The sequence below is a fragment of the bacterium genome (assembly GCA_016873475.1).
Classification (GTDB): Bacteria; Krumholzibacteriota; Krumholzibacteriia; order JACNKJ01; family JACNKJ01; genus VGXI01.
Window position 1 is genome coordinate 17,833 of record VGXI01000007.1, and the last position, 24,430, is coordinate 42,262.

At 70.7% G+C, this 24,430-nt stretch carries 16 protein-coding genes and 1 pseudogene; 6 read left to right on the plus strand and 11 right to left on the minus strand.

Going from position 1 to position 24,430, the window contains the following annotated elements; translation table 11 throughout:
* Window positions 1–41: 41 nt before the first annotated feature.
* Together FJ251_01535 and FJ251_01540 are read right to left on the minus strand one after the other, a co-directional pair.
* Entirely contained in the window at window positions 42–572 is a 531-nt protein-coding gene (locus FJ251_01535; GenBank protein MBM4116412.1) for a cyclic nucleotide-binding domain-containing protein, read from the minus strand.
* A 169-nt stretch (window positions 573–741) separates the two neighbouring features.
* Entirely contained in the window at window positions 742–2,184 is a 1,443-nt protein-coding gene (locus FJ251_01540) for an MFS transporter (protein MBM4116413.1), read from the minus strand.
* A 591-nt stretch (window positions 2,185–2,775) separates the two neighbouring features.
* On the opposite strand from FJ251_01540, the gene FJ251_01545 reads away from it, so the two are divergent.
* Window positions 2,776–4,716, plus strand: a complete 1,941-nt coding sequence (locus tag FJ251_01545) for a hypothetical protein (GenBank protein MBM4116414.1) — start codon at window positions 2,776–2,778, stop codon at window positions 4,714–4,716.
* Between the two features lie 4 nt (window positions 4,717–4,720).
* Here the strand turns inward: FJ251_01545 and FJ251_01550 are convergent, their stop codons facing one another.
* Window positions 4,721–8,062: a hypothetical protein gene (locus FJ251_01550; protein ID MBM4116415.1), complete on the minus strand. Its 3,342-nt coding sequence runs from the start codon at window positions 8,060–8,062 to the stop codon at window positions 4,721–4,723.
* On the opposite strand from FJ251_01550, the gene FJ251_01555 reads away from it, so the two are divergent.
* Window positions 8,054–8,752, plus strand: coding sequence for a hypothetical protein (locus tag FJ251_01555; GenBank protein MBM4116416.1), 699 nt, complete (start codon window positions 8,054–8,056; stop codon window positions 8,750–8,752). The two genes, FJ251_01550 and FJ251_01555, sit on opposite strands and share 9 nt — an antisense overlap.
* 78 nt (window positions 8,753–8,830) lie before the next feature.
* Here the strand turns inward: FJ251_01555 and FJ251_01560 are convergent, their stop codons facing one another.
* The 6 genes and pseudogenes from FJ251_01560 to FJ251_01585 form a co-directional block, all read right to left on the minus strand.
* Window positions 8,831–11,461: a tetratricopeptide repeat protein gene (locus tag FJ251_01560; protein ID MBM4116417.1), complete on the minus strand. Its 2,631-nt coding sequence runs from the start codon at window positions 11,459–11,461 to the stop codon at window positions 8,831–8,833.
* Window positions 11,462–11,463: 2 nt separating this feature from the next.
* A complete protein-coding gene (locus FJ251_01565; GenBank protein ID MBM4116418.1) occupies window positions 11,464–12,255 on the minus strand; it encodes a hypothetical protein in 792 nt (263 codons plus the stop codon).
* Window positions 12,237–13,301 carry a VWA domain-containing protein gene (locus tag FJ251_01570; GenBank protein MBM4116419.1) on the minus strand — a complete coding sequence of 355 codons (1,065 nt, stop codon included), beginning with the start codon at window positions 13,299–13,301 and terminating at the stop codon, window positions 12,237–12,239. The genes FJ251_01565 and FJ251_01570 overlap by 19 nt, the downstream gene beginning before the upstream one ends.
* Complete coding sequence (locus tag FJ251_01575; GenBank protein MBM4116420.1) at window positions 13,298–14,293, minus strand: VWA domain-containing protein; 996 nt, start codon at window positions 14,291–14,293, stop codon at window positions 13,298–13,300. The genes FJ251_01570 and FJ251_01575 overlap by 4 nt, the downstream gene beginning before the upstream one ends.
* A 1,336-nt stretch (window positions 14,294–15,629) precedes the next feature.
* Window positions 15,630–16,520, minus strand: a pseudogene (locus FJ251_01580) (DUF58 domain-containing protein).
* A gap of 5 nt (window positions 16,521–16,525) precedes the next feature.
* On the minus strand, window positions 16,526–17,509 hold the full coding sequence (locus FJ251_01585) for an AAA family ATPase (protein ID MBM4116421.1): 984 nt from the start codon (window positions 17,507–17,509) through the stop codon (window positions 16,526–16,528).
* 394 nt (window positions 17,510–17,903) lie between these two features.
* Here FJ251_01585 and trxA point away from each other — a divergent pair, with 394 nt between their 5' ends.
* The 4 genes from trxA to FJ251_01605 all read left to right on the plus strand — a co-directional run bounded on the left by trxA (window position 17,904) and on the right by FJ251_01605 (window position 21,897).
* Window positions 17,904–18,230, plus strand: a complete 327-nt coding sequence (trxA, locus tag FJ251_01590) for a thioredoxin (GenBank protein MBM4116422.1) — start codon at window positions 17,904–17,906, stop codon at window positions 18,228–18,230.
* 161 nt (window positions 18,231–18,391) lie between these two features.
* Window positions 18,392–20,290: an ATP-binding cassette domain-containing protein gene (locus FJ251_01595; GenBank protein ID MBM4116423.1), complete on the plus strand. Its 1,899-nt coding sequence runs from the start codon at window positions 18,392–18,394 to the stop codon at window positions 20,288–20,290.
* 111 nt (window positions 20,291–20,401) lie between these two features.
* Entirely contained in the window at window positions 20,402–21,610 is a 1,209-nt protein-coding gene (locus tag FJ251_01600) for an aminotransferase class I/II-fold pyridoxal phosphate-dependent enzyme (protein ID MBM4116424.1), read from the plus strand.
* Window positions 21,611–21,672: 62 nt separating this feature from the next.
* Window positions 21,673–21,897: a NifU family protein gene (locus tag FJ251_01605; GenBank protein ID MBM4116425.1), complete on the plus strand. Its 225-nt coding sequence runs from the start codon at window positions 21,673–21,675 to the stop codon at window positions 21,895–21,897.
* Between the two features lie 14 nt (window positions 21,898–21,911).
* On the opposite strand, the gene FJ251_01610 is transcribed toward FJ251_01605, so the two are convergent.
* Both FJ251_01610 and aqpZ read right to left on the minus strand, forming a co-directional pair.
* Window positions 21,912–23,684 carry a hypothetical protein gene (locus FJ251_01610; GenBank protein ID MBM4116426.1) on the minus strand — a complete coding sequence of 591 codons (1,773 nt, stop codon included), beginning with the start codon at window positions 23,682–23,684 and terminating at the stop codon, window positions 21,912–21,914.
* Window positions 23,685–23,971: 287 nt separating this feature from the next.
* Window positions 23,972–24,430 (minus strand): aquaporin Z (gene aqpZ, locus FJ251_01615; GenBank protein ID MBM4116427.1); only part of this gene is annotated, 459 nt, incomplete at its 5' end.

Consider the following 24,430-nt stretch of genomic DNA (forward strand, 5'->3'; position numbering starts at 1 on the left):
CGCCCCGGGCGCTTCGCTGAGCGCCGCGGCGCCGCACTGGATCAGCCGTTTCGGCCGGCAGCGGAATCGCTGCGCGGGCCCCGGTTCAGCCAGTACTTCACCCGCGACATGCTCTGCTCGACCTCTTCGATCCAGAGCGCCTGCAAGGTGCTGGCCCTGCTCTTGATGAGCCGGCAGAGGTTGATCATGAATCGATAGCCGAGTCCGGCGTCGGAAGCCGCGAGCACCAGGAAGGCATCTCTGGGAATGACGATCACGCTTCCCGGCAAGGTGCACACTGCCGTGTAGATCGAGGTGCGAGGTTCGACCAGGGCCGACCACCCCAACATGTCGCCGCGTCCCTTCTCCTCGATCGGCACCTCGGTCTGGTGCCCGGCCGCGACGATTGCGATGGTCAGCGCGAAGCGGCCGTCCCGAATCAGGTACAGTGACTCGGCCGTGTCTCCCCTCTTGAGCAATTGTTCTCCCGGGGCGGTCTGCCTCTCCTCGGCGATGGCGCCGAGCTTCTGCAAATCAGCGTCCGTCAACCCAGCAAGCATGTCGGCGGCACTCAGCGAGCGTAGGTCCACCATCGCTTCGGTCCTCCCCTGCAAGCAATCCGCTCGGCTTCCGATTCCCCGCGGCGATCGCGAGGATCGGAGGGAAGCCTCGAATCCAGCATAGGATACTGCCTCCGGAAAAGGCAAGCTCGCTGCCTTCCTGAGCCGGCGCGCATCTTCGCGCAGGTCGAGTGCGCCCGGCCTAGCCGTGTCTTCGCCAGGGATGACGGTCTACGCGACGCCGCCGCGCGATGCGGCCTACCGCCATCGCGATCCGCACGCGGGCGTAGTTCTGCAACGTGATGAAGGCCTCGGCCGTCGAGGGCACCTCGGGCTCGGCAATGAGCAGCAGGGGAATCAGCGCCGTCCAGCGCAGGAGCCCCGTGAGGCCGAAGAGCACCTGCTCGGACTGGAGCGCGAGCGGCCCGAGGGCGAGCGGCTCGGGCAGGAAGATCCCCGAGAGCAGCATCGTCGCCATCATGGCGAGGCCCGCGCAGGCGCCGTAGAGGCCGGCGTAGGCCTGCCGCCGGTTGGCCGGCGCGATCGCCAGCACGAAGTTCGTCCCCACCAACCCCGCGCCCGCCCACATCACGCCCGAGAAGAAGGCCTCGACGAAGAGGATCCCGTAGTGGCCCTCGGACACGAAGAGCCAGGCCTGCGGGATGAAGCCGCCCATCACGATCGACAGCGCCATCGCCGTGCGGTTGCCGAGGCGATCGACGAGGCGCCCCCAGACGCTGAGCGAAAGCAGCGAAGCCACGGTGCTGATCGTGCTGTAGATCTGGATCTCGACCAGGGGCATCGCCAGGTTGTCGATCATGAAGGGCTGCCAGAAGGGCGCGCCGACGCCGACGGCCAGCATCCACCACACCGCGAAGACGAGCAGGCGGCGGAAGTTCGGGTCGCGGAAGGGCGCGACGAGCAGGGTGGCCGCGCTGTCCACCTCGTGCGCCTTCGGCCGTTCGGGCTGACGCCATAGCAAGAGCTGCCCGATGCCGCCTACCAGCGCCGCGGCAGCGAAAAGCCAGGCGAAGGCCGGCAGCAGGTTCTCGGCGCGGGCCCAGCCCGGCCGCGCGATGAGCGGCCAGTCGCCGCTCTTCTGCATGCCGTCGAGCAGGAGGCCGAGCAGGGTGCCCGCCAGCGTGCCCGCCACGAGCAGCCACTGCGAGCGCCGCGCGAAGAAGCGCCCGCGCACCTCGCGCGGGATGAGGTCGCTGATCCAGGCCACCCAGATGTTCGCGCTCACGGACTGGGTGACGGCGCTCGCGAGCAGCAGCGCCATGAAGAGCGCGAGCGCCGCCGCGGGCGACCAGACCAGCGCGCCGAGCCCGAAACCGAACACGAGCAGCCGGCTGGTCGCGGCCCAGGCCACGGTGGCGCCGCGCCGCGAGCGGCGCCGCCGCGTGAGCAGGGAGCCCAGCGGCTGAAAGAGCAGCGAGAACTGCCCGATCGCCGCGAGGAGCCCGAGCTGCAGCGGCCCCGCGCCGAGCAGGAGCGCGAACTTCGTCGTGAAGACGCTGCCCGGCTGGGCGATGGTGAAGTGAATCTGGGCGAGGGCGCCCTCGACCGTGGAGATGCGCGTCGCGCGCTGGACGAGCGCGGCGTCCGCGGCGGCCGGCAACGGCTGCTCGTCGATCATGCGCACGCCCCTCCGCTGAAGCCGCGCGAGAAGACCCCGACGCGGGCTGCACTGTCAAGACGGCGCTGCAGGTCCGCTGCACCTTCCCCTCGCTCGCATACTAAGCTCGCTCGAGAAAGGTGCAGCGGGCCCGCGCCGCCCTGGCAGTGCCCCGTGGCTTGCGTAGGCCGCCGGTCGCGCCGCGGCAGAACCCCCGCGCCGGGCCCTGCCCACGCGGCTGCAGTTGTAGCGCGCGCCCACGATTGCCGGCCCGCCGCACCCCCGCCGCGGACGCGGCACCAGCGCGGGTCCGTGCAGACCTTGCTGCGGGGTGGACGGCGGCGGCCAGGGCCTTCTGCGAATGAGCTTAGTATGCGAATGAGCGGAAGGCCCTGGCCGCTGCTTTCCCGCTGGGCGGCAAGTTCTGCACGGCGCTTGCACAGGCTTCCCCGTCCGCGGCGGCGATGCGCGGGCCCGGCGCCGAAGGCAAGCAGTCACAAGCGCTTGCCGGGGGCGACCTCGGGGCCTGCCGCGCGGGCGGTATCCGGCGGCCAGTCTCGCGCCGCCGGCTGGACGAAAAGCGTCCGCCGCCCCGCCGTCCCAGCTCGGGGGTTCCCGGTGCCGGCTCGCCAGCCTTCGCTCCGCCGCCTGCTCGCCACCGCCGTCCTCCTCTCGCTCGTCGCTCCGGCGGCACGCGCTGCGGAGCTGCCGCCGGCCGACGCCGATGCCGAGCTGCTCGCGCAGCAGATCGAGGCCGAACTCACCCGCCTGCGCCAGTTCACGGCCGCCTTCGCGAGCGATCCTCTCTTTCGCCACCACGAGCACTGGTATCGTCCCTGGCAGGACAATGCGATCGTCCAGCTCATGGATCGCACGGTGGCCAGCCTCGACGGCCTGCTGCTCACCCAGCTCGTCGATCTCGACGGCCAGCTCGTCGCCGTCAACGCGCACGGCGCCGACAAGCTGCCAGTCGATTCGCAGACGCTCTACCTCGACGACTTCCGCCAGCGCCCTTGGTTCCTCGCCCTCGCGGCCGCCGGCGCCCAGGCGCGGTCGCGAATCGAGGGGCCGGTCGACGACCCGGACGTCGCCCGCGTCTTCGTCAAGGAAGATGAGGTCCTGCGCGTGACGGTGCCGGTCTTCGCGGGCCAGCGTCTCGTCGCCGTGCTCAGCCACTGCCTGCGTTTCGCGCCGCTCGCGGCGCGCGTCGCCGAGGCGGCCCGGGCGCCCGGCGCCGAGCCCGGCAGCGCGGTCGCGCTCTTCGATGGGGCGGGCGACCTGATCGCGGGCGACGAGCCCGCGCTCGGCAGTCTCGACTGCGACGTCATCGAGTACCCGATCACGGCAGGAGGCGAGCAGCGCTGGACTCTGCGCGCCTATCTGCCGCAGGCCGGCGCCTGGCAGCGGAGCTGGCGCGACCTGCGCGCGATCTTCCCCACGCGGGCCGAGCTGACCAGCTGGCCGGCGCGCGCCTTCGGGACCTCGGCGCTGGTCGTCCTCACGGTCCTGGCATTCGGGTTCCTTCGTCGCCGGCGGGGCGCGCTGCCCTCCCTGACACGCGTGCCCTTCCTGAAACGCCGGCGGCCCTTGCTTCGGCGGGCGCCGCGTCCGGCGGCCTACAAGCCGGCGCCGCTGCCCAAGCGGCCGCCGATGGCTGCGCCGCGCGCGCCGCTCACCCCGGCCGAGAAGGCCTACGAGCTCCTTGCGGCCATCCTCGGCAGCTTGCAGGGCACGCTTCACGCCTTGGCTGACGGCAGCGAGGCCATCGCCGAGCACCGCCGCGATCCGCTCGGCGGTCGCGGCCCCGGCTCCGCGCTGCAGGCGCTGCGGCGCGCCGCCGGCCTGAGCGAGCTGCTGCGCGGACTGGAGAACCACGCCCGCCACTGCCGCGAGGACGCCGCGCTCGCCCCCGAGCTCAAGCAGGTCGTCGATGTGTTTGCGCGCCTGGGCCGCGAGATCGAGGCCCTGATGGCGCCCCTCGGCGAGACGGAGGCGCGCCTCGCCCGCCTGCCGCGCAGCGGCCTGCGCGCGGGCGCCGACGCCCAGACCTACGCCGAGTTGACGGGCGCCCTGCATCGCACCGTGGGTGTGATGACGGCCCTGCAGAGCGGGCTCGGGCGGCTCTCGCCGCGCGGCCTGCGCGGGGAGTCGCTGCCCGGGGCGGCGCAGCAGGACTGGCAGGAAGCGGCCGCCGAGCTGCAGGACCTGCTGCTCACGCTGGCGCGCGAGCTGGGCGCTACCTGCAAGCTGCTCGAACTGCTGCCGACACCCGCGGTCAGTTCGGTGATCAGCGTGCGCGACGTGAGCGCAGCCTCCGGCCAACTCGCGCCGAGCGGCGCCGCGGCGAGCGCGATCGCGCCGCCGGCGCTCGCGCCCGCTGCGCCGCCGCCGGACTTTGCCGCCGGTGGCGCGCGGCCCATCGGCGACGAGCCGACGCCGCTGCCCGGTCGCCCCGCGGCCGCCGCACCCGCGCCGGCATTCGAGATGATCTCGCAGCGCCCGGCGCCCGCGCCCAGCGCGCCGCCGCGCTTCGAGATTCTCGGGGGGCGTCGCGCCTAGATGCTCATTTGAGCAGGAGCATCTTCCGCGTAAGGCGGCGGCCTTCGACCTCGAGCCGCAGGAAGTAGACGCCCGACGCGAGGGCGCGACCGGCGGCATCCTTCCCAAGCCACCGCGGCTCGTGGTAGCCAGCCGGCAGGCGTTCGCCGGCGATCAAGGTGGCGACCCGACGGCCGAGCGCATCGTGGACACAGAGATCGACCGTAGCCGGCCGTGGCAAGCCGAAGCGAATCGTCGTGCTCGGATTGAAGGGATTCGGGCTGTTCTGCGAGAGGCTCAGCGCCCGCGGCACATCCGCATCGGGCAGGGCCGTAGCTGCGCAGCCCTGCCCGAAGGGACCCATCTGTACTCCGCACGCGTTGTTCGCGGGGAGGCAGGGGGAGTTCGCGGCAAGCTGGAGGTCGCCCGCTTCGCGATCGCAGAAGTGAGGATCGAGGGAGATGTTACCCTGGCTGCCCGTCGGATCGGGCAGGCCGAGGAAGTCGCCGCCCTCGTTGCCGAAGACATCGCTACAGCTCATCGCCAGAGCCAGCGTGTCGTTCGGGCTGTAGAAGCCGCCGCCCCCGGTGCCGAAAGCGAGGATGCAATTCGCCAGCACGGGTGCGGCGCCGGCCTCGAGGTAGATGCCGCCGCCGAGGGCCGTGTGCCCCGCCGCGATGGCGCCGTTACCCGAGAAACTGCAGTTGAGGAAGCTCGGCGCTGCGCTGCCCGCCAGGTAAACGGCACCGCCGGAGACATCTCCCGGGTCGTCGAGCATGCAGGCCTCGTTGTCGACGAAACTGCAGTAGATGAAGCTCGGGGCACCACCCTCGCAATAGATGGCGCCGCCGTAGGCATCCCAGGTCCAGCGCTCGTTGTAAGTGTAGAGAGGGGCTGCCTGATTGCCGATGAACTGGCTGTTGATAAAGATCGGTGAAGCGTCCTGGAGGTAGATCGCACCGCCCATGACGCCGATGTTGTTCTCGAATCGGCAGCCGAAGAACTGCGGGGCAGCATTGCCGCTGCAGTACACAGCGCCGCCCTGCGTCAGCTCGCCCTCTTGTCGCCCATCGTTGTTCCGAAAAAGGACATTCACGAGCTGAGGGCTGGATCCCCAGCAAGAGAACGCTGCACTGTCCAGGGCGTACAGGGCGTCGGGCAGGGCGCCACTGTCTTCGATGATCACATCTTCGAAGCGTGGGGCCCCCAGGCCATAGCAGCTGACTGCTACGTCGCAGTCCGCGATCGTGAGACCTCGGATCGTGAGGTCGTCATTCGCCTGCATCAAGAGCCCGATCGAGCCATGTTGCAGGACAGTCACCTGGGGGCCGCTGAGCGATTGCATGCAGATCGCCTTGTTGCCAAGATCGAGTCCTGGGATTCCGTACTCGTCCGTTGGCAGGTTGTAGGTGCCGGGGAGCACTATGAGTGTGTCGCCGTCGTCGCAGAAGTCCACGGCCTCCTGCAGGTCGGCAAAGTCGGTGGGAAACTGGAAGCGTGTGGGGTTGCTGGCGAGGTAGTCCTCGGCCGTGTGATCACTGGCCAGCTCGTCGTAGCTCCGGGCGGCGGGTGTGAAGCGCAGGTGCGCCGCGCCCGGGGTCAGTGTCCCGCTCCAGCCTTCCGGGAGCCAGACGCCGTAGCTGCCGTCTGCCTGGGTCTCTACGAGGACGGCCAGTCCTTCAAGGAGTACGCCGGGCAGCCCCTGGCTGGCCGCGTCGCGCACCGTACCGGCGATGCGGTGCAGGACGCCGGTGCCGCCCTCGCCCAACGCACCGATGAGGACGCCGCAGGTGTTGCCGGTGGGCAGGCAGGGCGAGTCGGCGTGCAGATGCCAATCGCCTGCGCTGAGGTCGCTGAACAGGGGATCCGCGGCGAGGTTGCCGCCCTGCCCCGTGAGATCGCCGAACTCGCCCGTGTAGTTGCCACCCTGGTTCTGCCAGAGGTTGCTGCAGTTGATCGACAGCAGCGCGTCCTCGCTTCCCGAGATGCCGCCGTCCCCAGCGTTGAAGGCGACCAGGCAGCGACTGAGCGTGGCGCTGCCGCCGGCCAGCGCGATGACCGCACCCACGCCCGTGCAGGCATTATCGACGAAGGTGGCGTTCATGAGACTGAGCTGACTGTTCTGGGCGTCGAGACCGCAGGCGAGGACGGCGCTGCGGTTGCCGCCCACGAGCAATCCGTCGATTGCGACGCTGGACTGGCGCAAGGCGATCCCCGCGCCGCCGCCGTCGTAGGCATAGCCATCCACGATGACGATGTCCTCGAGCAGTGCCCCGGCTGCGCCCTGCATGTAGATCGCGCCGCCGGCGCCGCCGACACCGCCGGCGCGGCAGTGCACGAAGCGAAGATCGCGCAGGGTCGGCGAGGCACCCGCGCTGTAGATGCCCCCGCCACTGGCGCTGCTCGGCATGCCGTCGAGAATCGTGAAGCCCTGGATCAATGTGGCCGGTGTCTGGCCCTGATTCACGGTGAAAGCACGATAGTAGTTGCCGCAATCCAGGGTGGTCACTTCAGAGCCTCCCGAACCGAGCACCACCACGTCGAAGGGGGGCAGGAGCAGGTTGCGGTTCCCCGTTCCCGCGTAGGTGCCCGGAGCGACGAAGACCGTGTCGCCCGGGGCAGCCACCGCAAGGGCCGCTGCGATCGTAGGGTAATCAAGGGGCACTTCGAGACCGGTGTCGTGCGAAGCAACGAAATCCTGGTCGATCTGGTCGACGACAACGCCGGTGTAGACTCGACTCGAGGGAGTGAAGGCGTAGCCAAGGAGGCTTGGGACGAGGGTGCCGCTCCAGCCGTCCACCACATCGACGGCGTAGCTGCCGCTCGCGTCCGTGAGGACCGGCGGGCCGCCTGCTCCCGTGATCTCGACGCCGACGAGCGGCTGCCCATCGCCGTCGATCACGTGCCCGGCAATGACGATGCTTGGATAGGTGCACCCGACCGCGAAGCAGCCCATGAGAGAACCGCAATCGTTGTGCTCAGGCAGGCAGGGGGAGGCAATCTCGAGCGAGTAGTCACCTGCATCGAGGTCGCAGAAGCGTGGGTCTAGGCTGATGTTGCCGTCAACGCCGATCGGGTCTTCCGGGAAGTTGACGAAATCACCGCCGGGGTGGCCGTACAGGTCGCAGCAGTTCAGAGTTACCGTGGCGCTGTTCGTTCGCTGCAGACCGCTGCCGGCGTTGAAGGCAACGAGGCTCTCGCCGAGCATGCCGATTGCCTGATAGCCGAAATTGAGCGTGGCCAGGGGTGAAGTGTTGGCGACGATCGTGAGGCTCTGGAGATCGAGCGTCGAGTTCAGGGCTGAGAAGGCGCCGCCCGTATTGCCGGCCTGGTTTGCGGCTATCAGCGCCTCACTCAGGTGAATCACGGACTGCGTCGCGTAACAGGCGCCCCCGATGTCGTCGGCGGTGTTGCCTCGCAAAGTGGCTCCGGTGGCAGCGAGTTCCGACCCGCTGGCATAGATCGCCCCGCCATCATCGCCGGCGACATTGTCCGTGAGAAGGAACTCACCCGCGACGGTCACCTGCGCTTGGTCGAGGTGGATTGCCCCGCCGTCGCCCGTGCTCGTGCACCCGCTGATCCGGATGTCGAAGAGCTGGACGTCGGTGGCATGAAGAGCCAGTGCGCCGCCATTGCCGGCCCGGCAAGTGGAGAAGACGAGATCGCGCAGGGTCGCACGCGAACCGTCGAGGTAGATGCCGCCGCCACGGCCGACACCCGAGATCCTCCCTTGGTAGATCGTGAAGCCTCGGATCTCAGCGGCCGGGCTCTCTCCACCGGAAAGGTAAAAGGCGCGGTTGAGATTCTGGGGATCAATCGTGGTTCCGCCGGAGCCGGCAATGCTCATGACCAGGATGTCCAGCCCTCGCAGCCGGATGCCGCTGTTACCGATGCCCCGGTAGGTACCGGGTCCGCAAAGGACGGTATCACCACTGGCGGCATGATCAATCGCGGTCTGGATGTTGAGGAAGTTCCCGCTGCCGTCCGGGTTTACCCGAATGACAGTTCCGCCCGCCGGGCCAGCGATGATACTGAGGATGATCGCAAGGAACGCTGAGCGCATGGCCCCTCCCTTCCCGTGCGAATCAGATGATAGCACAGAAAGACGAGGCCGCGCAGCCGCGAAACTGAACAGCTAGAGCGTCTGGCAGCTACCGCGGGGGATCCAGCCTTCGAGCTGCTCGCCGAGACTGACGCGCAGCCAGTCACCGCGCTCCTCCTCGACGCGCAGCTCGGCGCCGGCGTGGATCTGGAACAGGGTCAAGAAGTCCGCGCCGGGCCCGCTGGTCACCCCGACCTGCGGCGCGAGCAGCACGGCCTCGCGGCCGTTCCAGTCCTGCCACTCGGCCGTCCAGGCGGCGATCGAGACCAGCGGCAGCAGCACGCCCAGCCCGACGAGCGGCCAGCGCAGGCGCCGCCAGGCCAGCACGCGCAGGAGGCCGAGCACCGCGAGTGCAGCCGTCAGCCAGAGCAGGACGAGCCCCGCCACCGCGAATTCGCCCGACGAGACGCGCGAACGCAGCCCGCGCCAAGCGCGCGGCGCCGCGGAGCCGCCCGCGGCGACCTGATCGCCGTCGGCGCGGCGCGCGCGTGCGAGAGCGAGGTTGTCCCGCAGCTGCGCGTCGCGCGGAGCCAGGCGCTCTGCACGCCGATAGCTGAGAATCGCCCGCCCGAGATCGCCCTGCTGGTAGTAGGCGTTGCCCAGGTTGTACCAGAGGTGACTGTCCTCGAGACCCTCGCGGGCGAGCGACTCCCAGATGCCGGTCGCGCCCGCGAAGTCGTCGGCCTCGTAGCGCGCCGCCGCGTCGGCCATGCGCTGCTCGAGGCTGTCCGCGGCCAGCGCCCGCGGCGCGAGGCCGGTGGCCGCCAGGAGCGCCGCGAGCGCGATGAGCCCAAGGCCGATGGGCAGGCGGCGGCCGCGGCGCGGCGCGCCCGTCTCGCCGTCGAGGCGCACGATGAGCGCGCGCGCCCGCTCGATGAGGGCGTCCATGCGCTCGCCCTGCTTCTCGGCGACGCCCGGCGCAAAGCGCGCGTAGTCGCAGTCCTCGAGCAGCCCTCGCGTGAGCGCGCAGGACTCCTCGGCGGCGCCGGCCGCGCGCAGGCCGCTCTCGGCCGCATCGCCGGTGAGGCCGGCCGCCGAGAGCTTCAGGCGATCGGCGAGATAGCCGCGCAGGCCGACGGCCAGCGCGGTGCAGAAGCCGTCGTAGTCGCCGGCCGCGCGCGCCTGCTGCGCCGCGCGCAGGCGGGTCGCGGCGACCTTCAGCGCCCCGCGCGCGCGGGTGCCCGCCGCATCGGCCAGCTCGGCCTCGCGACGGCGTCGCCAGACCCAGGTGCCGGCGACCAGCGGCCAGGGCAGCGCGAGGAAGATCCAGAAGGCCGGCGAGCGGGGGAAACGCTTGCCGTCCTCGGCGAGCAGCGGCTGCGTCTTGATGTGGTGGACGTCCTTGCCCAGCAGCTCCACGCGGTCCGGCCGCAGATCGCCGAAGACCACCGGCGCCGTCTCCTGGCCCGTGCCCGGCGCCACCTGCAGCGTGATCGGCTGGGTGGTCTCGGTGCGGTAGCGGCCCTGCGTGGGATCGAACCAGGCGTACTCGATCGCGGGCAGCGTGAAGCGTCCTTCCTCGCGCGGCACGATCACGCGCGTGAAGCGCTTGTCGACGCGGATGCGCTCGCCGTCCACCTTGGTCTTGCTGTCGAGCTCGGCGTCGTAGGCCTTGAAGGCGGGGCCGGGCTCGTAGCTCGGCTCGGCGAAGGCGCGCGGGTTGCCGAGGCCGCTGAGCGCGATCGTTACCGTGAGCGGCTGGCCGGCGGCGTAGGGCCCGGGATCGACGCGCAGGTCGAGGCTGAGCTGCTCGGCGACGGTGCCCTGGAAGTTCGCGGGCCGGCCGGCGCTGGGCAGGGGCAGCACCTCGACCGCAAGCTCGGGCGTGCGCAGGAGCTTCTCGGGGCCGGCGTCGAAGGCGAACAGATCCCAGCGGCTGCGGTCGCGCAGGCGCACCTGGACGCCGGCCGCGCCGACCTTGAGCGTCCCCGGCTCGCTGGGGAAGAGAGCCATGCGCAGCTCGGTGGCCGCGTAGTTGACGCCGTCTACCGAGCGGAAGCCGCTGATCTCGTCACCGAGGGGCTCGGTCCAGAAGCCGGTGAACTCGGGCGGCGCGTACTGCGGCGTGCCGAGGAAGCTCACGGTCGGCTTGCGAAAGAGCGCGAAGTGGTGCGTGAGTTGCTGGCCGACATAGACGCGCTCGCGGTCCAGCCAGGAGCGCACGAAGACGTCGCGGTTGCCGGCACCCGCATCCTCGCGCCCGCCGCGCCGCGCGGGCGGCGCGCTGGGCTGGCCCGCGGGCGGGGCGCCGGGTGCGGGGGCGCCGCTGCCGGCCGGAGCGACCTGCAGGTCGAGGCGCCGCGTCTGGTAGACCTTGCCCTTCACGCGCACGGGGATGGCCGGAATCTGCAGCTGTCCGCTCTTCAGCGGCACGAGCGTGTAGCGGTAGATCTTCGAGCTGCTCGTCTGTCCGTTCACGAAGGAGAAGCTGCTCGAGCTGGAGCTGCCGGCGAGGGCGAAGTCGGCCATCTCGGGCAGGAGCGGCGCTTCGCTGCCGCGCATCGGACCGGTGATGGTGATCGTCAAGTTGAAGGACTCGCCCTCGACGGGCGACTGCGTGTCCAGCGTGGCGTCGATCTGGACCTCGTCGTCGGCGCGTGGAGCGGGCGCGACCAGCGTCGCCAGGGCGAGCGCGAGCGAGAGCGCAAGCAGGGGGCGACGCATGGCTACCAGTCCTTGTCCACGCGGGGGTCACGCGGCTGGAGCTGCCGGTTGCGCTCGGCCTGCAGCTCCTTCTCCTCTTCGAGCATCGCGTCGAGCAGGCGCTGGGCGTCCTCGGGGTTCATCTGCTCCTCGTCCTGAGCTTGCTGGACCTGTTGCTCGCGCTGCTCCTGTTGCTGTTGCTGCTGTTCCTGCTGCTGCTGCTCCTGCTGTTGCTGTTCCTGCTGCTGCTGTTCCTGCTGCTGCTGTTGGTTCTGCTGCTGGTTCTGCTGATCTTCCTGATCCTGGTTCTGCTGCTGGTCCTGCTGCTGTTGCTGTTGCTGCTGCTGCAGCTCGCGCAGGACGCGCTCGTAGTTGTGCCGGGCGTCCATGTCGTCCGGGTCGAGGAGCATTGCGGCCATGTAGGTCTGCAGGGCGGGTTCGAGCTGCCCGCTGGTCGCCAGCGCGTTGCCGAGGTCGTAGAGCACGCCGGCCTTGGCCGCGGGGGTCGGCGCGAAGCGCAGGGCCTGCTGCGAGGCGGCCAGACCTTCCTCGAGCTGGCCCGAGCGGGCGAGCGCGCCGGCGAGGTTCTGCTGCAGGACGGCGTTCTCCGGCCGCTTGAGGGCCTGCTCGCGGTAGGCCTTCGCCGCCTCGTCGAACTTGCCGTCCGCGAGCAGGGCGTTGCCGCGCGCGTTGGCGCGCGCGACCGCGACGGGAACGCGCGGTGGCTTGCTCGGCGGCGCCGGGTCCTTGGCGAGCGCCCGTGCGGCGCCGAGCCCGGCGACGAGACACAGCGCGACTAGAAGCGGCCGGACCATGCCGTCTCCTCCTTGCGACCCTCGGCGAGGGCGAACTCGAGCGCCAGGAGCAGCAGGGCGAAGCCGACGAAGAGCGGGTAGCGCTCGATCGGCTTGCGCGCCTGGCGTCCGGTCATCTCGCGCGTCTCCATCTGGCTGATGGTCTGCTGCAGGTGGTCCAGCTCGAGGTTGCCGCCGCTGGACTCATAGTAGGCGCCACCGGTCGCGGCGGCCACCTTTTGCAGCGCATTGCGGTCGAGGCGGCTGAAGACGGGCCGGCCCTGCCGATCGCGCAGGTTCTCCTGGAGGGCGCCCGAGTCCGGATCGCGCAGCCCCACGGTCGAGCCCTCGGGGGTGCCGATGCCGATCGTGAAGATGACGACGCCCTCCTTGGCCGCCTCCTTGGCGGCGGCCAGGGCGTCGCCCTCGTGGCCTTCGCCGTCGGTGATCAAGACGAGCACCTTGAAGCGTCTTTCGCTGCTGCCGAAGGCCGCTGCGCCGCGGCGAATGGCCTTCTCCAGGTTCGTCCCCGGCACGGGCACGGCATTCACGCCCACGCCGTCGAGGAAGAGGGTTGCCGCCGAGGCATCGAGCGTGAGCGGACAGCTCGTGATGCTCTCGCCGGCGAAGGTGACCAGACCCAGTCGATTGCCCCGCAGCAGGCGGAAGAGGTCCTCGACCTCGCGCTTGGCCGCGCCGATGCGGTTGGGCCGCAGGTCCTCGGCGAGCATGCTCTTGCTCGTGTCGAGGGCGACGACCACGTCGAGGCCACGGCGCTTGACCTCCTGCAGGTTCGAGCCGATCTGCGGGCGCCCGATCGCGAAGAGCACGAATCCGAAGCCGGCGAGGAAGAGAAGGAGCTTCCAGCGCAGCCGGGCCGGGGCGAAGCCCGGCACGAGCCGGGCGAGCAGCGCGGCGTCGACCAGACGGCCGCGGGCGCGGGCGCGAGCCCGACCGCCGAAGAGAGCGACCAGCAAGGCCAGCGGCAGCAGCCAGAGGAGAAAGAGCAGGCGCGGTTCGCCGAAGCTCATGCTCATGGCGAAGAGAGCGCCCGCACCGGCCGTCATGGCGACCTCCGCAGCCAGAGCTGGGCGAGAAGGAACTCCAGCAGCAGCAGCGCCGCCGCCGGCAGCAGGAAGGGCAGACCGGCTTCGTGGTAGTCCACCCGTTCGATGCTCTGCACCTCGCTGCGCTCGAGCTTGTCGATCTCCGCGTAGATGCGCGCCAGCGCCTCGTTGCTGGTGGCACGGAAATAGCGGCCACCGGTCAGCTCGGCGATCTGGCGCAGGACCGTTTCGTCGAGGTTGGACATCACGTACTGGTAGCGCTTGCCGAAGAGCATATCGTCGACCGGATAGGGCACCTGGCCGTCCTTGCCCACGCCGATCGTGTAGACCTTGATGCTCATGGCCGCTGCCGCGCGCGCCGCGGTGAGCGGGTCGACGCTGCCGGCGTTGTTGTCGCCGTCGGTGAGCAGGACGATGACCTTGCTCTTCGCCTGCGACTCGCGCAGCCGGTTGGTCGCCGTCGCCAGCGCGGTGCCGATCGCCGTGCCGTCCACGACGACGCCCATCTTCACCTGGCCGAGGAACTGGGTGAGGAGGTCGTGGTCGAGCGTGAGCGGACAGGCCGTGTAGGCCTGTCCGGCGAAGGCGACGAGGCCGATGCGGTCGTTCTGGCGCCGGCTGACGAACTCGGCCGCCTGCGCCTTCGCCTCCTCGAGGCGGTTGCGCGGGCGGAAGTCCTCGCCCTTCATCGAGGTCGAGCTGTCGAGCGTGAGGATGATGTCGACGCCCTCGCTCGTCACTTCCCGCGTGCGCGTCCCGCCCTGCGGCCGGGCGAGCGCGATGGCCAGCAGCACGAGTGCGGCCAGGCGCAGCGCGGGCGGCAGGTAGCGCAGCGCGACGCGGCCGCGCCCGGCTTGCAGGCGGTGCAGCGCCGCGGCCGACACCGTGAAGACCAGCTCGTGGCGGTCGCGCCGCCACCAGCGCCAGGCGACGAGCAGCGCCGGGACGGCGAGCGCGGCCAGGGCGGCCGGGTAGACGAAGCGCTCGATCACAACACCGCCTCCGGCAAGCCTGCGGCGGCCACGCAGCCGAACTCGCGCGCCTTCATGCGGCGGCCTCCGCTTCGGCCTCGGGACTCGCGATCTCCGCAAGGGGGCGCGTCGCCTTGATCAGGCGCCGCGCGGCGGCCAGGGACTCCACGCACTCGGCGCGGCTGGGCTGGCGGTGGGCGAACTTGACGAGGTCACCGCGCGCGAGGTCTTCGAGCAGGGGCGCGCTGAGCTGGGGATCGAGAACGAGCTGGCGGTCGCCGTCGGGTCCGCCATGCAGCGCACTCTCGATTTCCTCGCGGGTCCAGTCGCTGAAGGGCAGGCCGAAGCGCCGCGTCAGGTAGCGGCGCAGGATGCGCGACAGCTCGAAGTAGTAGTCGACGAAGGCGCCGCGCGCGGGCAGGTCGGCCAGCGCGAGAGCTTCGAGGGCCGCGAGCGCTTCCTCGTCGGCGGGGACGGCTGGCGCCGCGGGCGCCAGCGCGCGGGCGCGCCGGCGTCGCCACCAGAGGAGCAACCAGAGCAGGGCCGCCAGCAGGAGCGCGATCGGCAAGCCCCAGCGCGCGGCCAGGCCGAGCCAGTCGCCGCGCAGCTCGCCCGGCGCCTTCCAGTCGCGCAGGGCGCTGCTGTCGGGCCCGCTGGCTAGGGTCGACCGGCAGGCGAGGGCGAGCGGCGCGGTGCTGAGACTGCGCGCCTCGCTCTCGCCGGCGAGCCGGTAGCGCAGGCGCTGGCCCGGGATGAGGAAGGTGTCCGGCACCGCGCAGGTGAAGGCGAGCCGGTACTCGAGCGTGTCGGCGCCGGCGCCGCGCAGGGTATCGGCGGCGATGAAGTCCGCGAGGCCGATCGGCTCGCCGCGCGCCCGGCGCGCGCTGAGCTCCTCGGCGAGCCGCGCGTCGAGGCGATCCGGCAAGGGGAGGAGCTGGTCGCCCTCGACCACGAGGCTGTCCAACCGCGCGCCGGGCGCAAGCAGGACGCGCCAGCGCAGCTCGTTCGGCTGGCCGACGGCCTGCAGGTCGCGCGCGAGGCGGGTCTCCACCGCGATGCCTTCTGCGCGCGTGCTGTCCAGGCGCGGGCGCGCCGCGCCGGTCAGCTCGTCGAGAGTCGGCAGATCGGCCTTCTCGAGCGCGTCCCGGGGCACGACCGGGAAGCTCGGTCCGGCAGGCGCCGCGCCGGGCCGGCCGGGCGCCGGCTGCGCGCCGGGCTGGCCGGGCGCCGGCGGCGCCTGGGGGATCGTCGGCCGCTGGGCGAGCGCGCCGGCGCCGCCGAGGGCCAGGGCTGCTGCGGCCAGGAGCGGCGACAGCCAGGCGCGGGCGCCGCCGCGCGCGCTGCGGCCGAAGCCCTTGGCCAGGCGCTTGGCGCGCCGGCGGAAGAACTGCACGAGCGGGCGCGTGTAGTCCTCGGTCGCGTCGAGGCGGATCTCGTCGACGCCGTGGCGCGCACAGAGCTGACTGAGCCGCGCCGCGCGCGCGGCCGCCTCCGCGCGGAAGTGGCGGCGCACTCCCGCGCTGCCGGTGTCCAGCCAGACGCGCTCGCCGGTCTCGGCGTCGCGCACCTGGAGCAGGCCGACGTCGGGCAGCGCCTCTTCGAGCGGATCGCGCACCTGCAGCGCGATGAGGTCGTGCCGGCGCGCGGCCAGGCGCAGGGGCGTCTCGAAGTCGGGGGCGATGAAGTCGCTGACGAGGAAGAGCACCGCTCGCCGCTTGAGCAGGCGGCCGAGGGTCTCCAGGGCCGTGGCGAGATCGGTGCCACTGCCCGCCGGCTTGAAGTAGAGCAGCTCGCGAATGATGCGCAGGACGTGGCGCTGGCCCTTGGCGGGCGGGATGAACATCTCGACGCGATCGGTGAAGAAGAGGCAGCCGACCTTGTCCTGGTTGCGGATGGCGCTGAAGGCGAGCACGCTCGCGACCTCGGCGATCACCTCGCTCTTGAGGCGGTTGCGGCTGCCGAAGAGGCCGCTGGCGCTGGCGTCGACGACGAGGATGACGGTCAGCTCGCGCTCCTCGCGGTAGCGCTTGATGAAGGGTCGGCCCATGCGCGCGGTGACGTTCCAGTCGATCGAGCGCACCTCGTCGCCGGGCGCATACTCGCGCACCTCGTCGAACTCCATGCCCATGCCCTTGAACACCGAGTGGTACTCGCCGCCGAAGAAGTCGTCGACCAGATGGCGCGTGGACAGCTCGATCGCGCGCACCTTGCGCAGGATCTCGGGCGGAATGCGTTCGGTCTCGGCCATCGCGGCTAGGGCACCTCGACGCTGTCGAAGAGGCGGCGGATGACGGCGTCGCTGTCCAGGTTCTCGGCCTCGGCCTCGTAGCTGACGATGACGCGGTGCCGCAGCACGTCCAGGCCCACCTTCTTGACGTCCTCGGGCGTGACGTAGCCGCGCCCGCGCAGGAAGGCGTGGGCGCGCGCCGCCCGGGCCAGGTAGAGCGTGGCGCGCGGGCTGGCGCCGTAGGCGATGAGGTCCTTGAGGCCGCGCTCGGGCTCGCGCGTCGCGAAGACGAGGGCAATGATGTAGTCCTTCACCTTCTCGTCCATGAAGATCTCGCTGACCAGCTTGCGCGCCGCGAAGATGCGCTCGAGCTCGATGACGGGCTTGACCGCCGGCGTCTCGAGGCCGCCCATGCGGGCGAGGATCTCCTTCTCCTCGCTGCGGCTGGGGTAGTCCACCTTGACCTTGAGCATGAAGCGGTCGACCTGGGCCTCGGGCAGCGGGTAAGTGCCCTCCTGCTCGATCGGGTTCTGCGTGGCGAGGACGAGGAAGGGCTCGGGCAGGGGGTGGCTCTCGGCGCCGAGCGTGACCTGGTGCTCCTGCATCGCCTCGAGCAGCGCGCTCTGCACCTTGGCGGGGGCGCGGTTGATCTCGTCGGCGAGGATGAGGTTCGCGAAGATCGGGCCCTTGCGCGTGGAGAAGCCGCCCGTCTTGGGGTCGAAGATCTGCGTGCCGAGCAGATCGGCGGGCAGCAGGTCCGGCGTGAACTGGATGCGCTTGAACTGGGCGCGGATGGTGCCGGCGAGGCTGCTGACCGCGAGCGTCTTCGCCAGGCCGGGCAGGCCCTCCAGGAGCACGTGGCCGCCGCAGAGCAGGCCGATGAGCAGACGGTCCACCAGGTAGTGCTGGCCGACGATCACCGTGCCCAGCTCCTCGCTGATCGCGCGGACGAAGCGGCTCTCGCGCTCCACCCGCTCGGTCAGCACCTCCACGTCGTAGTTCTTCTCCATGCGGACGCCTGCCCTTGCTTGCGGTTAACTGCCTGTCATTTCGTGGATTGGCGCGAAATCGGGAGCGAGGGCCCCTTACGCCAGCCCCTCGGCGAAGTTCCGGTAGATATATCACGGCGAATGCCTTCCGACAAGTCTCGGTCGGGCAAGGGATTGGGGGTCGCACCGGCGGGATTGAAGCGAGTATTAGAAGTATCGGAAACCCGACCCCTAAACCCGCACCAGGAAACCCAAATCACCGTTCGCTAAGCGCCCATTGGTCTTGCAGTTGTCCACGGTCATTGGTAATGAAGGTGGCGCGAAATTCTCTCAGAAAATCCCCTTGCCAGACGATGCCCCAGCATGGGTACTGTGCGCCCGTCATCGCCTTCCCCAGCGCAGCGAGGTCTCGTGCATGGCCGGCATCCAGGACGTCAGCAGCCAAGCCTTCGACGCCGTCATTCGCGATTCGCAAGTGCCTGTCCTGGTTGATTTTTGGGCCGATTGGTGCGCTCCCTGCAAGGCCATGGAGCCGATGCTCGAGGAGATGAACCAGCTCCTCGGCGGCCGCGTCCGCTTCGTCAAGGTGAACGTGGACGAGGCCAGGCAGATCGCCATTCGGTACCAAATCCAGAGCGTGCCGACGCTGCTGGTCTTCCAGGCCGGGCGGCCGGTGGACACCATCACCGGGGTGCCGCCGCGCTTCACCCTGCGGGATCGCATTGAAAAACATGTGTTGTAGGTGACGAACACAGCTAAGCCCTTGTGATAGTAATAGGAAAGCGGAAGGGACGGGCGGCCTCGCAAGGGGCCGCCCGCTCTCGTTGGCTTGCGCCCCCTCCGGCCCGGGTGCTAGCCTGCCCGCCAGTGGGCGCCGCGCCGCGCCCCGACCGGGAAAGGGCCATGATTCGCATCTACTTACGGCTCCTCGGCTACCTGCGGCCCTACTGGCGACGGGCCCTGCTGGCCTTCGCCGCCATCCTCTCCTACGCGGTCCTCAGTGGCGCTTCCCTGACCCTGCTGGTGCCCTTCCTGGACAACCTCTTCCAGGCGGGGCGGCCGGCCCCGGGGATCGAGCTGCCAGCGGCGCCGATCGGCGAGCCGCCGGGCATCGCCGAGGGGATGGGCGAGGCCCTCGCCCGCCAGCTCCCCGCCCTGGACGGCGCCCGGGGCTGGGTCGAGGAGCGCCTGGCGGCCGGCCGGGCCTGGCTGGACCGCGGGGATCCCTTCGCGCGGCTGCGCCGGGTGGTGGCGCTGATCGTCCTCGTCTTCCTGCTCAAGAACCTCTTCGGCTACCTGGATCCCTACCTGGTCAACTGGCTCGAGCAGCGCTGCCTCTTCGACCTGCGCCAGGACCTCTGCCGCGCGCTCCAGCAGCAACCCCTCGGCTGGCTCGGCCGCCAGAAGACCGGCGAGCTGATCAGCCGGGTGGTGAACGACGTCAACATGCTGCGCGGGGCGATCATCGGCGCGACCGCCACGCTCCTGCGCGAGGGCCTCCTGCTCGTCATCTTTCTCGGCTTCCTGCTCGGGCTCAACTGGCGGCTGGCCCTGGCGGCGCTACTGGTCGTGCCGCTCAACGCCTGGCTGATGCGCCGCCTCGGCAAGCTGCTCCAGCGCGACAGCACGCGCATCCAGGTGCGCATGGGCGACATGGCCGGCCACCTGCAGGAGACCCTGGCCGGCGCGCGCGTCGTCAAGGCCTTCGGGCGCGAGGAGGCGGAGATCGCGCGCTTCCGCCGCTTCAACTGGGACTACTTCCGCAGCTACGTGCGCCTGCGGGCGCTGGGCGCCCTCAACGCGCCGCTCAGCGAGATGCTCAGCACCCTTGCCGTGGTCTTCATCGTCGCCTACGGAGGCCACCACGTGCTGGCCGGCCGCATGGGCGCGAGCCAGCTCATCCTCTTCCTGGTGGCGGCGATCTCGCTCGTCGGCCCGCTGCGCAAGGTCTCCGAGCTGAACCAGATGCTCCAGGACGGCTACACCGCCGGTCGCCGCGTCTTCGGGCTCCTCGACGAGGAGGGCGAAACGGCACTGCTTGCGGGCGGCAGCGAGCCCGGCCCCCTGGGCGAGGCGATCCGCTTCGCGGGCGTGGGCTTCGCCTACGAGCCTGGCCGCCCGGTGCTGACGGGCATCGACCTCGAGCTGCGCCGGGGCGAGGTGGTGGCCCTGGTCGGTCCCAGCGGCAGCGGCAAGAGCACGCTGGCCGATCTGCTCGCCCGCTTCCGGGAGCCGAGCGAGGGCGCGATCACGATGGACGGCCGCGCGCTCAGCGACTTCAGCCTGCGCGCCTGGCGGGCCAAGCTCGGCATCGTCACGCAGGACGTGCTGCTGTTCAACGACAGCATCCGCGCCAACATCGCCTATGGGCGCCCGGAGGCGAGCCAGGTCGAGATCGAGGCCGCCGCGCGCGCCGCCCGCGCGCACGAGTTCATCCTGGCGACCGCGCGGGGCTACGACACGGCGATCGGCGAGCGGGGCCTCTCGCTCTCGGGCGGCGAGCGGCAGCGCCTGGCCATCGCGCGGGCCATCCTGCGCGACCCGGAGATCCTCATCTTCGACGAGGCGACGAGCGCGCTCGACAGCGAGAGCGAGCGCCTCGTGCAGGAGGCGATCGAGCGGCTGATGCGCGGGCGTACGACCCTGGTCATCGCCCATCGGCTCTCGACGGTGCAGGGGGCGCAGCGGATCGTCACCCTGGCCGAGGGGCGCATCGTCGAGCAGGGGCGACACGAGGAGCTGCTCGCGGCGGGGGGGCTGTACAAGCAGCTCTATGAGCTGCAGTTCGCCAGCGGCAGCTAGGCCGGGCGCCGCGCGGCGCCCGGTCGCGGGGGTGACAAGCGGGGTCGCCGGGACTATTTTGAAGGCGCGTTCCCAGGCAGCTCCCTGCGGGAGCGCAGCGAGGAGAGCCCGATGAGCAAGCGGCAGCACAAGCCCGACACCCTCTGCGTCCACGCGGGCGTCGGCCGCGATGCGCACGGCGCGATCGTGCCGCCGATCTACCAGACCTCGACCTTCCGTTTCGAGAGCGTCGAGCAGGGCGCCGCGCTCTTCGCCGGCGGCGCCGATCGCGGCGAGGGCTACATCTACACGCGGCTCGGCAACCCGACCGTGCGCGGACTCGAGCGCGCGCTCGCCGAACTCGAGGGCGGCCACGACGGCCTCGCCTGCGCGAGCGGCATGGCCGCCATCCACACGACCTTCGCGGCCTTCCTCAAGGCCGGCGATCACGTCGTCTGCAGCGAGTCGATCTACGGGCCGGTGACCAGCCTGCTCGGCGGGCTCTTTGCGCGCCTGGGCGTCGTGACCCAGTTCGTCGACAGCAGCGACCTGGCGGCGCTGAAGACCGCGATCCGGCCGGGGACGGCGATCGTGCACATCGAAACCCCGGCCAACCCGACGCTCTCGGTGACGGACATCGCCGCCGCCGCCGCGCTGGCCCATGCGGCGGGCGCGCGCCTGACCGTGGACAACACCTTCCTGACGCCGCTCCTGCAGCAGCCGCTCGCGCTCGGCGCGGACGTCGTCATGCACAGCCTGACGAAATTCCTCAACGGCCATGCGGACGTGGTGGGCGGCATCATCGTCCCCAAGACCGAGGCCGATTGGAAGCTGCTGCGGCAGACGCTCAACCTGGCCGGCGGTACGCTGCCGCCGCATGACGCCTTCCTCGTCCACCGCGGGCTCAAGACGCTCGCCCTGCGCATGGCTCGCCACTGCGAGAGCGCGCAGCGGATCGCCGAGTTCCTCGCCCGGCACCCGGCCGTGGACTGGGTGCGCTTCCCGGGGCTGCCGGCCGATCCGGGCTATGCGCTCAGCCGCCAGCAGGCCAGCGGGCCCGGCGGTATGATCAGTTTCGAACTGAAGGGCGGACTCGCGGCGGGCCGCGCGCTGATGGAGGGCGTCCAGCTCGCGGCGCTGGCCGTGAGCCTGGGCGGCGTCGAGACGCTCATCCAGCACCCGGCGAGCATGACCCACGCGAGCATGCGAGCCGAGCTGCGACGACAGGCCGGCATCACGGACGGTCTGGTCCGCCTGAGCGTGGGCATCGAAGACGCGAGCGAGATCCAGGCCGACCTGGAGCAGGCCCTGGCCAAACTGCCGATGGCGACGCGCGCGTAGCGCGACAGCAAACGGGCCGGTCCTTCCGGCCGAGAAACGAGGATGCGATGGCGGAAGCGACACTGAGCGAGCGCGTCGAAGCGGCCCTGGATCTGATCCGGCCGGCGCTGATCATGGATGGCGGCAACGTGGACCTCGTCGACGTCACCGAGGACGGCGTCGTGCTCGTCCGTCTCGTCGGCGCCTGCCACGGTTGCCCGGCCAGCACGATGACCCTGCGCGCCGGCATCGAGGCCACGCTCAAGCAGGAGATCCCCGAGGTCACCCGCGTCGAGAGCGTCTTCTAGCGCTCGTCTGCCTCCTACTTCATGAGCGCGACCTTCGTGCTGGCCGCCCGGCCCAGCGCCTCGATCCGGCACAGGTAGATGCCCGACGCCGTCTGCGCGCCGCGATCGTCCCTGCCGTCCCAGATCACCGAACCAGCCCCCGCATCGACGATCCTGTCGACGAGCGCCCGCACCCGCTCGCCGCGCAGGTTGTAGATGGCAATCGCGAGCGCGCCCGGCGCCGGCATCGCGTAGACGATCCGCGGGCCCGGATTGCTGGGATTCGGGTAGCAGCGCACCCAGAACTCGCCGTCCGCCGCGCTCGGCACGGCGGTCCCCGGCAGCCGCGCCGGGAAGACCGTGTGCCGCGCGGCGCCGCTGGCCTCATGGGCGTGCAGCCGGCGCAGCTGCTGTGAGAGGGGATCGCCAGGCATCACTTCCTCGACGCCCGGTACGAAGGACCCGTCCGAGAAAGCGAGGGCGCCCAGAGCCGGGTTCATCGCGTGGACCCAATGTCCATCGGGCGCGGTGAACAGCAGCGGCGGCAGGCCGGCCTCCAGCTCCACCTGGTGCTGGTCGCTCACGCGCGTGAAGACGAAGCGCGGCTGCACGAAGAAGGTCGAACTGAAGGTGCCTCCGTTCGGATGGGTCTTCGTCGCTCCGAGTGTGCCCGTCGAGGGGTGACTGACTGACAGGTCCACCTGCACGTTCCAGGACTCCGGCTGGGTACCGCCGTTGTAGGTCACGGTGATCGGCTCGCAGGAGACCAAGTTCAGCGCGAGGATCTCGATCGGGATCTCCACGTGCGACCCGGGTGGCGCCCAGGGATCCAGGAAGCCGCCGTGGCGCTGGACCACGGTGGAGGCGTCGCCCAGAACCGGGGGCGCGAGCGGCTCGCCGGCGAAGCACACGGTGCCGAAGAAGGGATCCGATCCGGGACCGAAGAAGCCCCCGGGCAGCGGTGGGATGCTGCCGGAGCCGAACGCCACGAAGGTGCCATCCGGCTCGGTGCCGGGAACCGTCGCGACGGGATCGGCCGCCGGCAGCACCGGCGAGGCGAGGCCCGCGAGGTCGACGGTGAGGCCGGTGTCGCTCAGCGACTGCGCGAGCCCCGCCGCGTCGAGCCCCTCGATGACGAGCGCCGTGCCGTCGTGGGGAACCGCGCCGAGCAGCGCCAGGTCCGCGGCGGTCGCAAAGCGCACCGTGGCACCCTGGGCCAGGAGCTGCATGAAGACCTGCTGCTCGACGACCTGGGCGGGCATGCCGGGGGCGGTGGGCACCATGACGGCATGACCGCCCGCGTTGAGCGCGAAGCGACCGGGTGCCCCGCTGGCGCTCAGGCCGCTGGCCATGCCGCTCAGGGAGCAGAAGCCCAGCTCGTCGGTGGGCGTCACGGCGGACAGCGTGGCGTCGGGCTCGTTGGTCTCGTCACCGAAGATGCTCATCGACGAGACGCGCCAGCCCTTCTTGCCGGTGGCCCAGACCTCTCGGCCTTCGCCGCTGAGTTCGATCTTGCCCTCGAACTCGGACGGCAGGCCGGTGCGGAAGAGCTCGGCCTTGAGTTCGGCGGTCCAGTCGGGCGGACCGGTGATCTGCAGCTCGATGATGGCGGTTTCGGTGACCTGGGTGCCATCGGGCAGGGTGGGCCGCGCGATCGTGATCGACAGCTTCACCCAGCCGCCCTTGGCCGGCGGCCCGCAACCGACGCCCATCTCGCCGTCGGCCCGGGCCGGCGAAGCGAAGGCCGCCCAGGCCAGCAGGAGGAACACGGAGGCAGTGAGCGATCGGAATCGTCGGGGGAGTTTCATTTGAGGACCTCCATCGTCGCTGGGGCCCGAGAGGGGCCGTGAATTGAGCGCCGCGAGTACTCGGAGATCTCACAATTCTACCATGCACCAAACGGGGCCCCCCTGGGAAATCTCCCATATTGTGCGGATTCCTACATTTCACAGGTGTGATTCGGCCGGCCTGAGAGCCGGCCCCGGCCGCGGTCCCGCGGGATCGACGCGCTCCGCCTCGCCCGGCGCCGCCAGTACACCTGTCGCCCCGGCTGGCGAAGCGCGGGGGCAGGAGGGCCGCCCCCGCGCGATCGGCGCTAGGTCTGTTCGCTCCCGATGAATCGGTAGACCTGAGCCCCGAGCAGCGCGCCGAGGATGGGCGCCACCCAGAACAGCCAGAGCTGGCCCAGGGCCCAGTCGCCCACGAACACGGCGACGCCCGTGCTGCGCGCGGGATTCACCGAGGTGTTCGTCACCGGGATGCTGATGAGGTGGATGAGCGTCAGGCAGAGGCCGATGGCGATGGGCGCCAGCCCCTGCGGCGCGCGCTTGTCGGTGGCGCCGAGGATGACGATGAGGAACATCATCGTCATCACGATCTCGCAGACGAGGGCCGCCAGCAGCGAGTAGCCGCCCGGGGAGTGGTCGCCGTAGCCGTTGCTCGCGAAGCCCGCGCCCACGTCGAAACCCGCCTTGCCGCTGGCGATGAGGTAGAGGATGCCGCCGGCCACGATGCCGCCCGCGACCTGGGCCACGATGTAGGCGATCAGCTTACC

Bases quoted from the DNA above. Each gene is read 5' to 3' on its own strand.
- FJ251_01565 (MBM4116418.1), bottom strand. From the start codon at position 12,255: ATGGTCCGGCCGCTTCTAGTCGCGCTGTGTCTCGTCGCCGGGCTCGGC.
- FJ251_01535 (MBM4116412.1), bottom strand. From the start codon at position 572: ATGGTGGACCTACGCTCGCTGAGTGCCGCCGACATGCTTGCTGGGTTG.
- FJ251_01600 (MBM4116424.1), top strand. From the start codon at position 20,402: ATGAGCAAGCGGCAGCACAAGCCCGACACCCTCTGCGTCCACGCGGGC.
- trxA (MBM4116422.1), top strand. From the start codon at position 17,904: ATGGCCGGCATCCAGGACGTCAGCAGCCAAGCCTTCGACGCCGTCATT.
- FJ251_01610 (MBM4116426.1), bottom strand. From the start codon at position 23,684: ATGAAACTCCCCCGACGATTCCGATCGCTCACTGCCTCCGTGTTCCTC.
- FJ251_01570 (MBM4116419.1), bottom strand. From the start codon at position 13,301: ATGACGGCCGGTGCGGGCGCTCTCTTCGCCATGAGCATGAGCTTCGGC.
- FJ251_01585 (MBM4116421.1), bottom strand. From the start codon at position 17,509: ATGGAGAAGAACTACGACGTGGAGGTGCTGACCGAGCGGGTGGAGCGC.
- FJ251_01560 (MBM4116417.1), bottom strand. From the start codon at position 11,461: ATGCGTCGCCCCCTGCTTGCGCTCTCGCTCGCGCTCGCCCTGGCGACG.
- FJ251_01595 (MBM4116423.1), top strand. From the start codon at position 18,392: ATGATTCGCATCTACTTACGGCTCCTCGGCTACCTGCGGCCCTACTGG.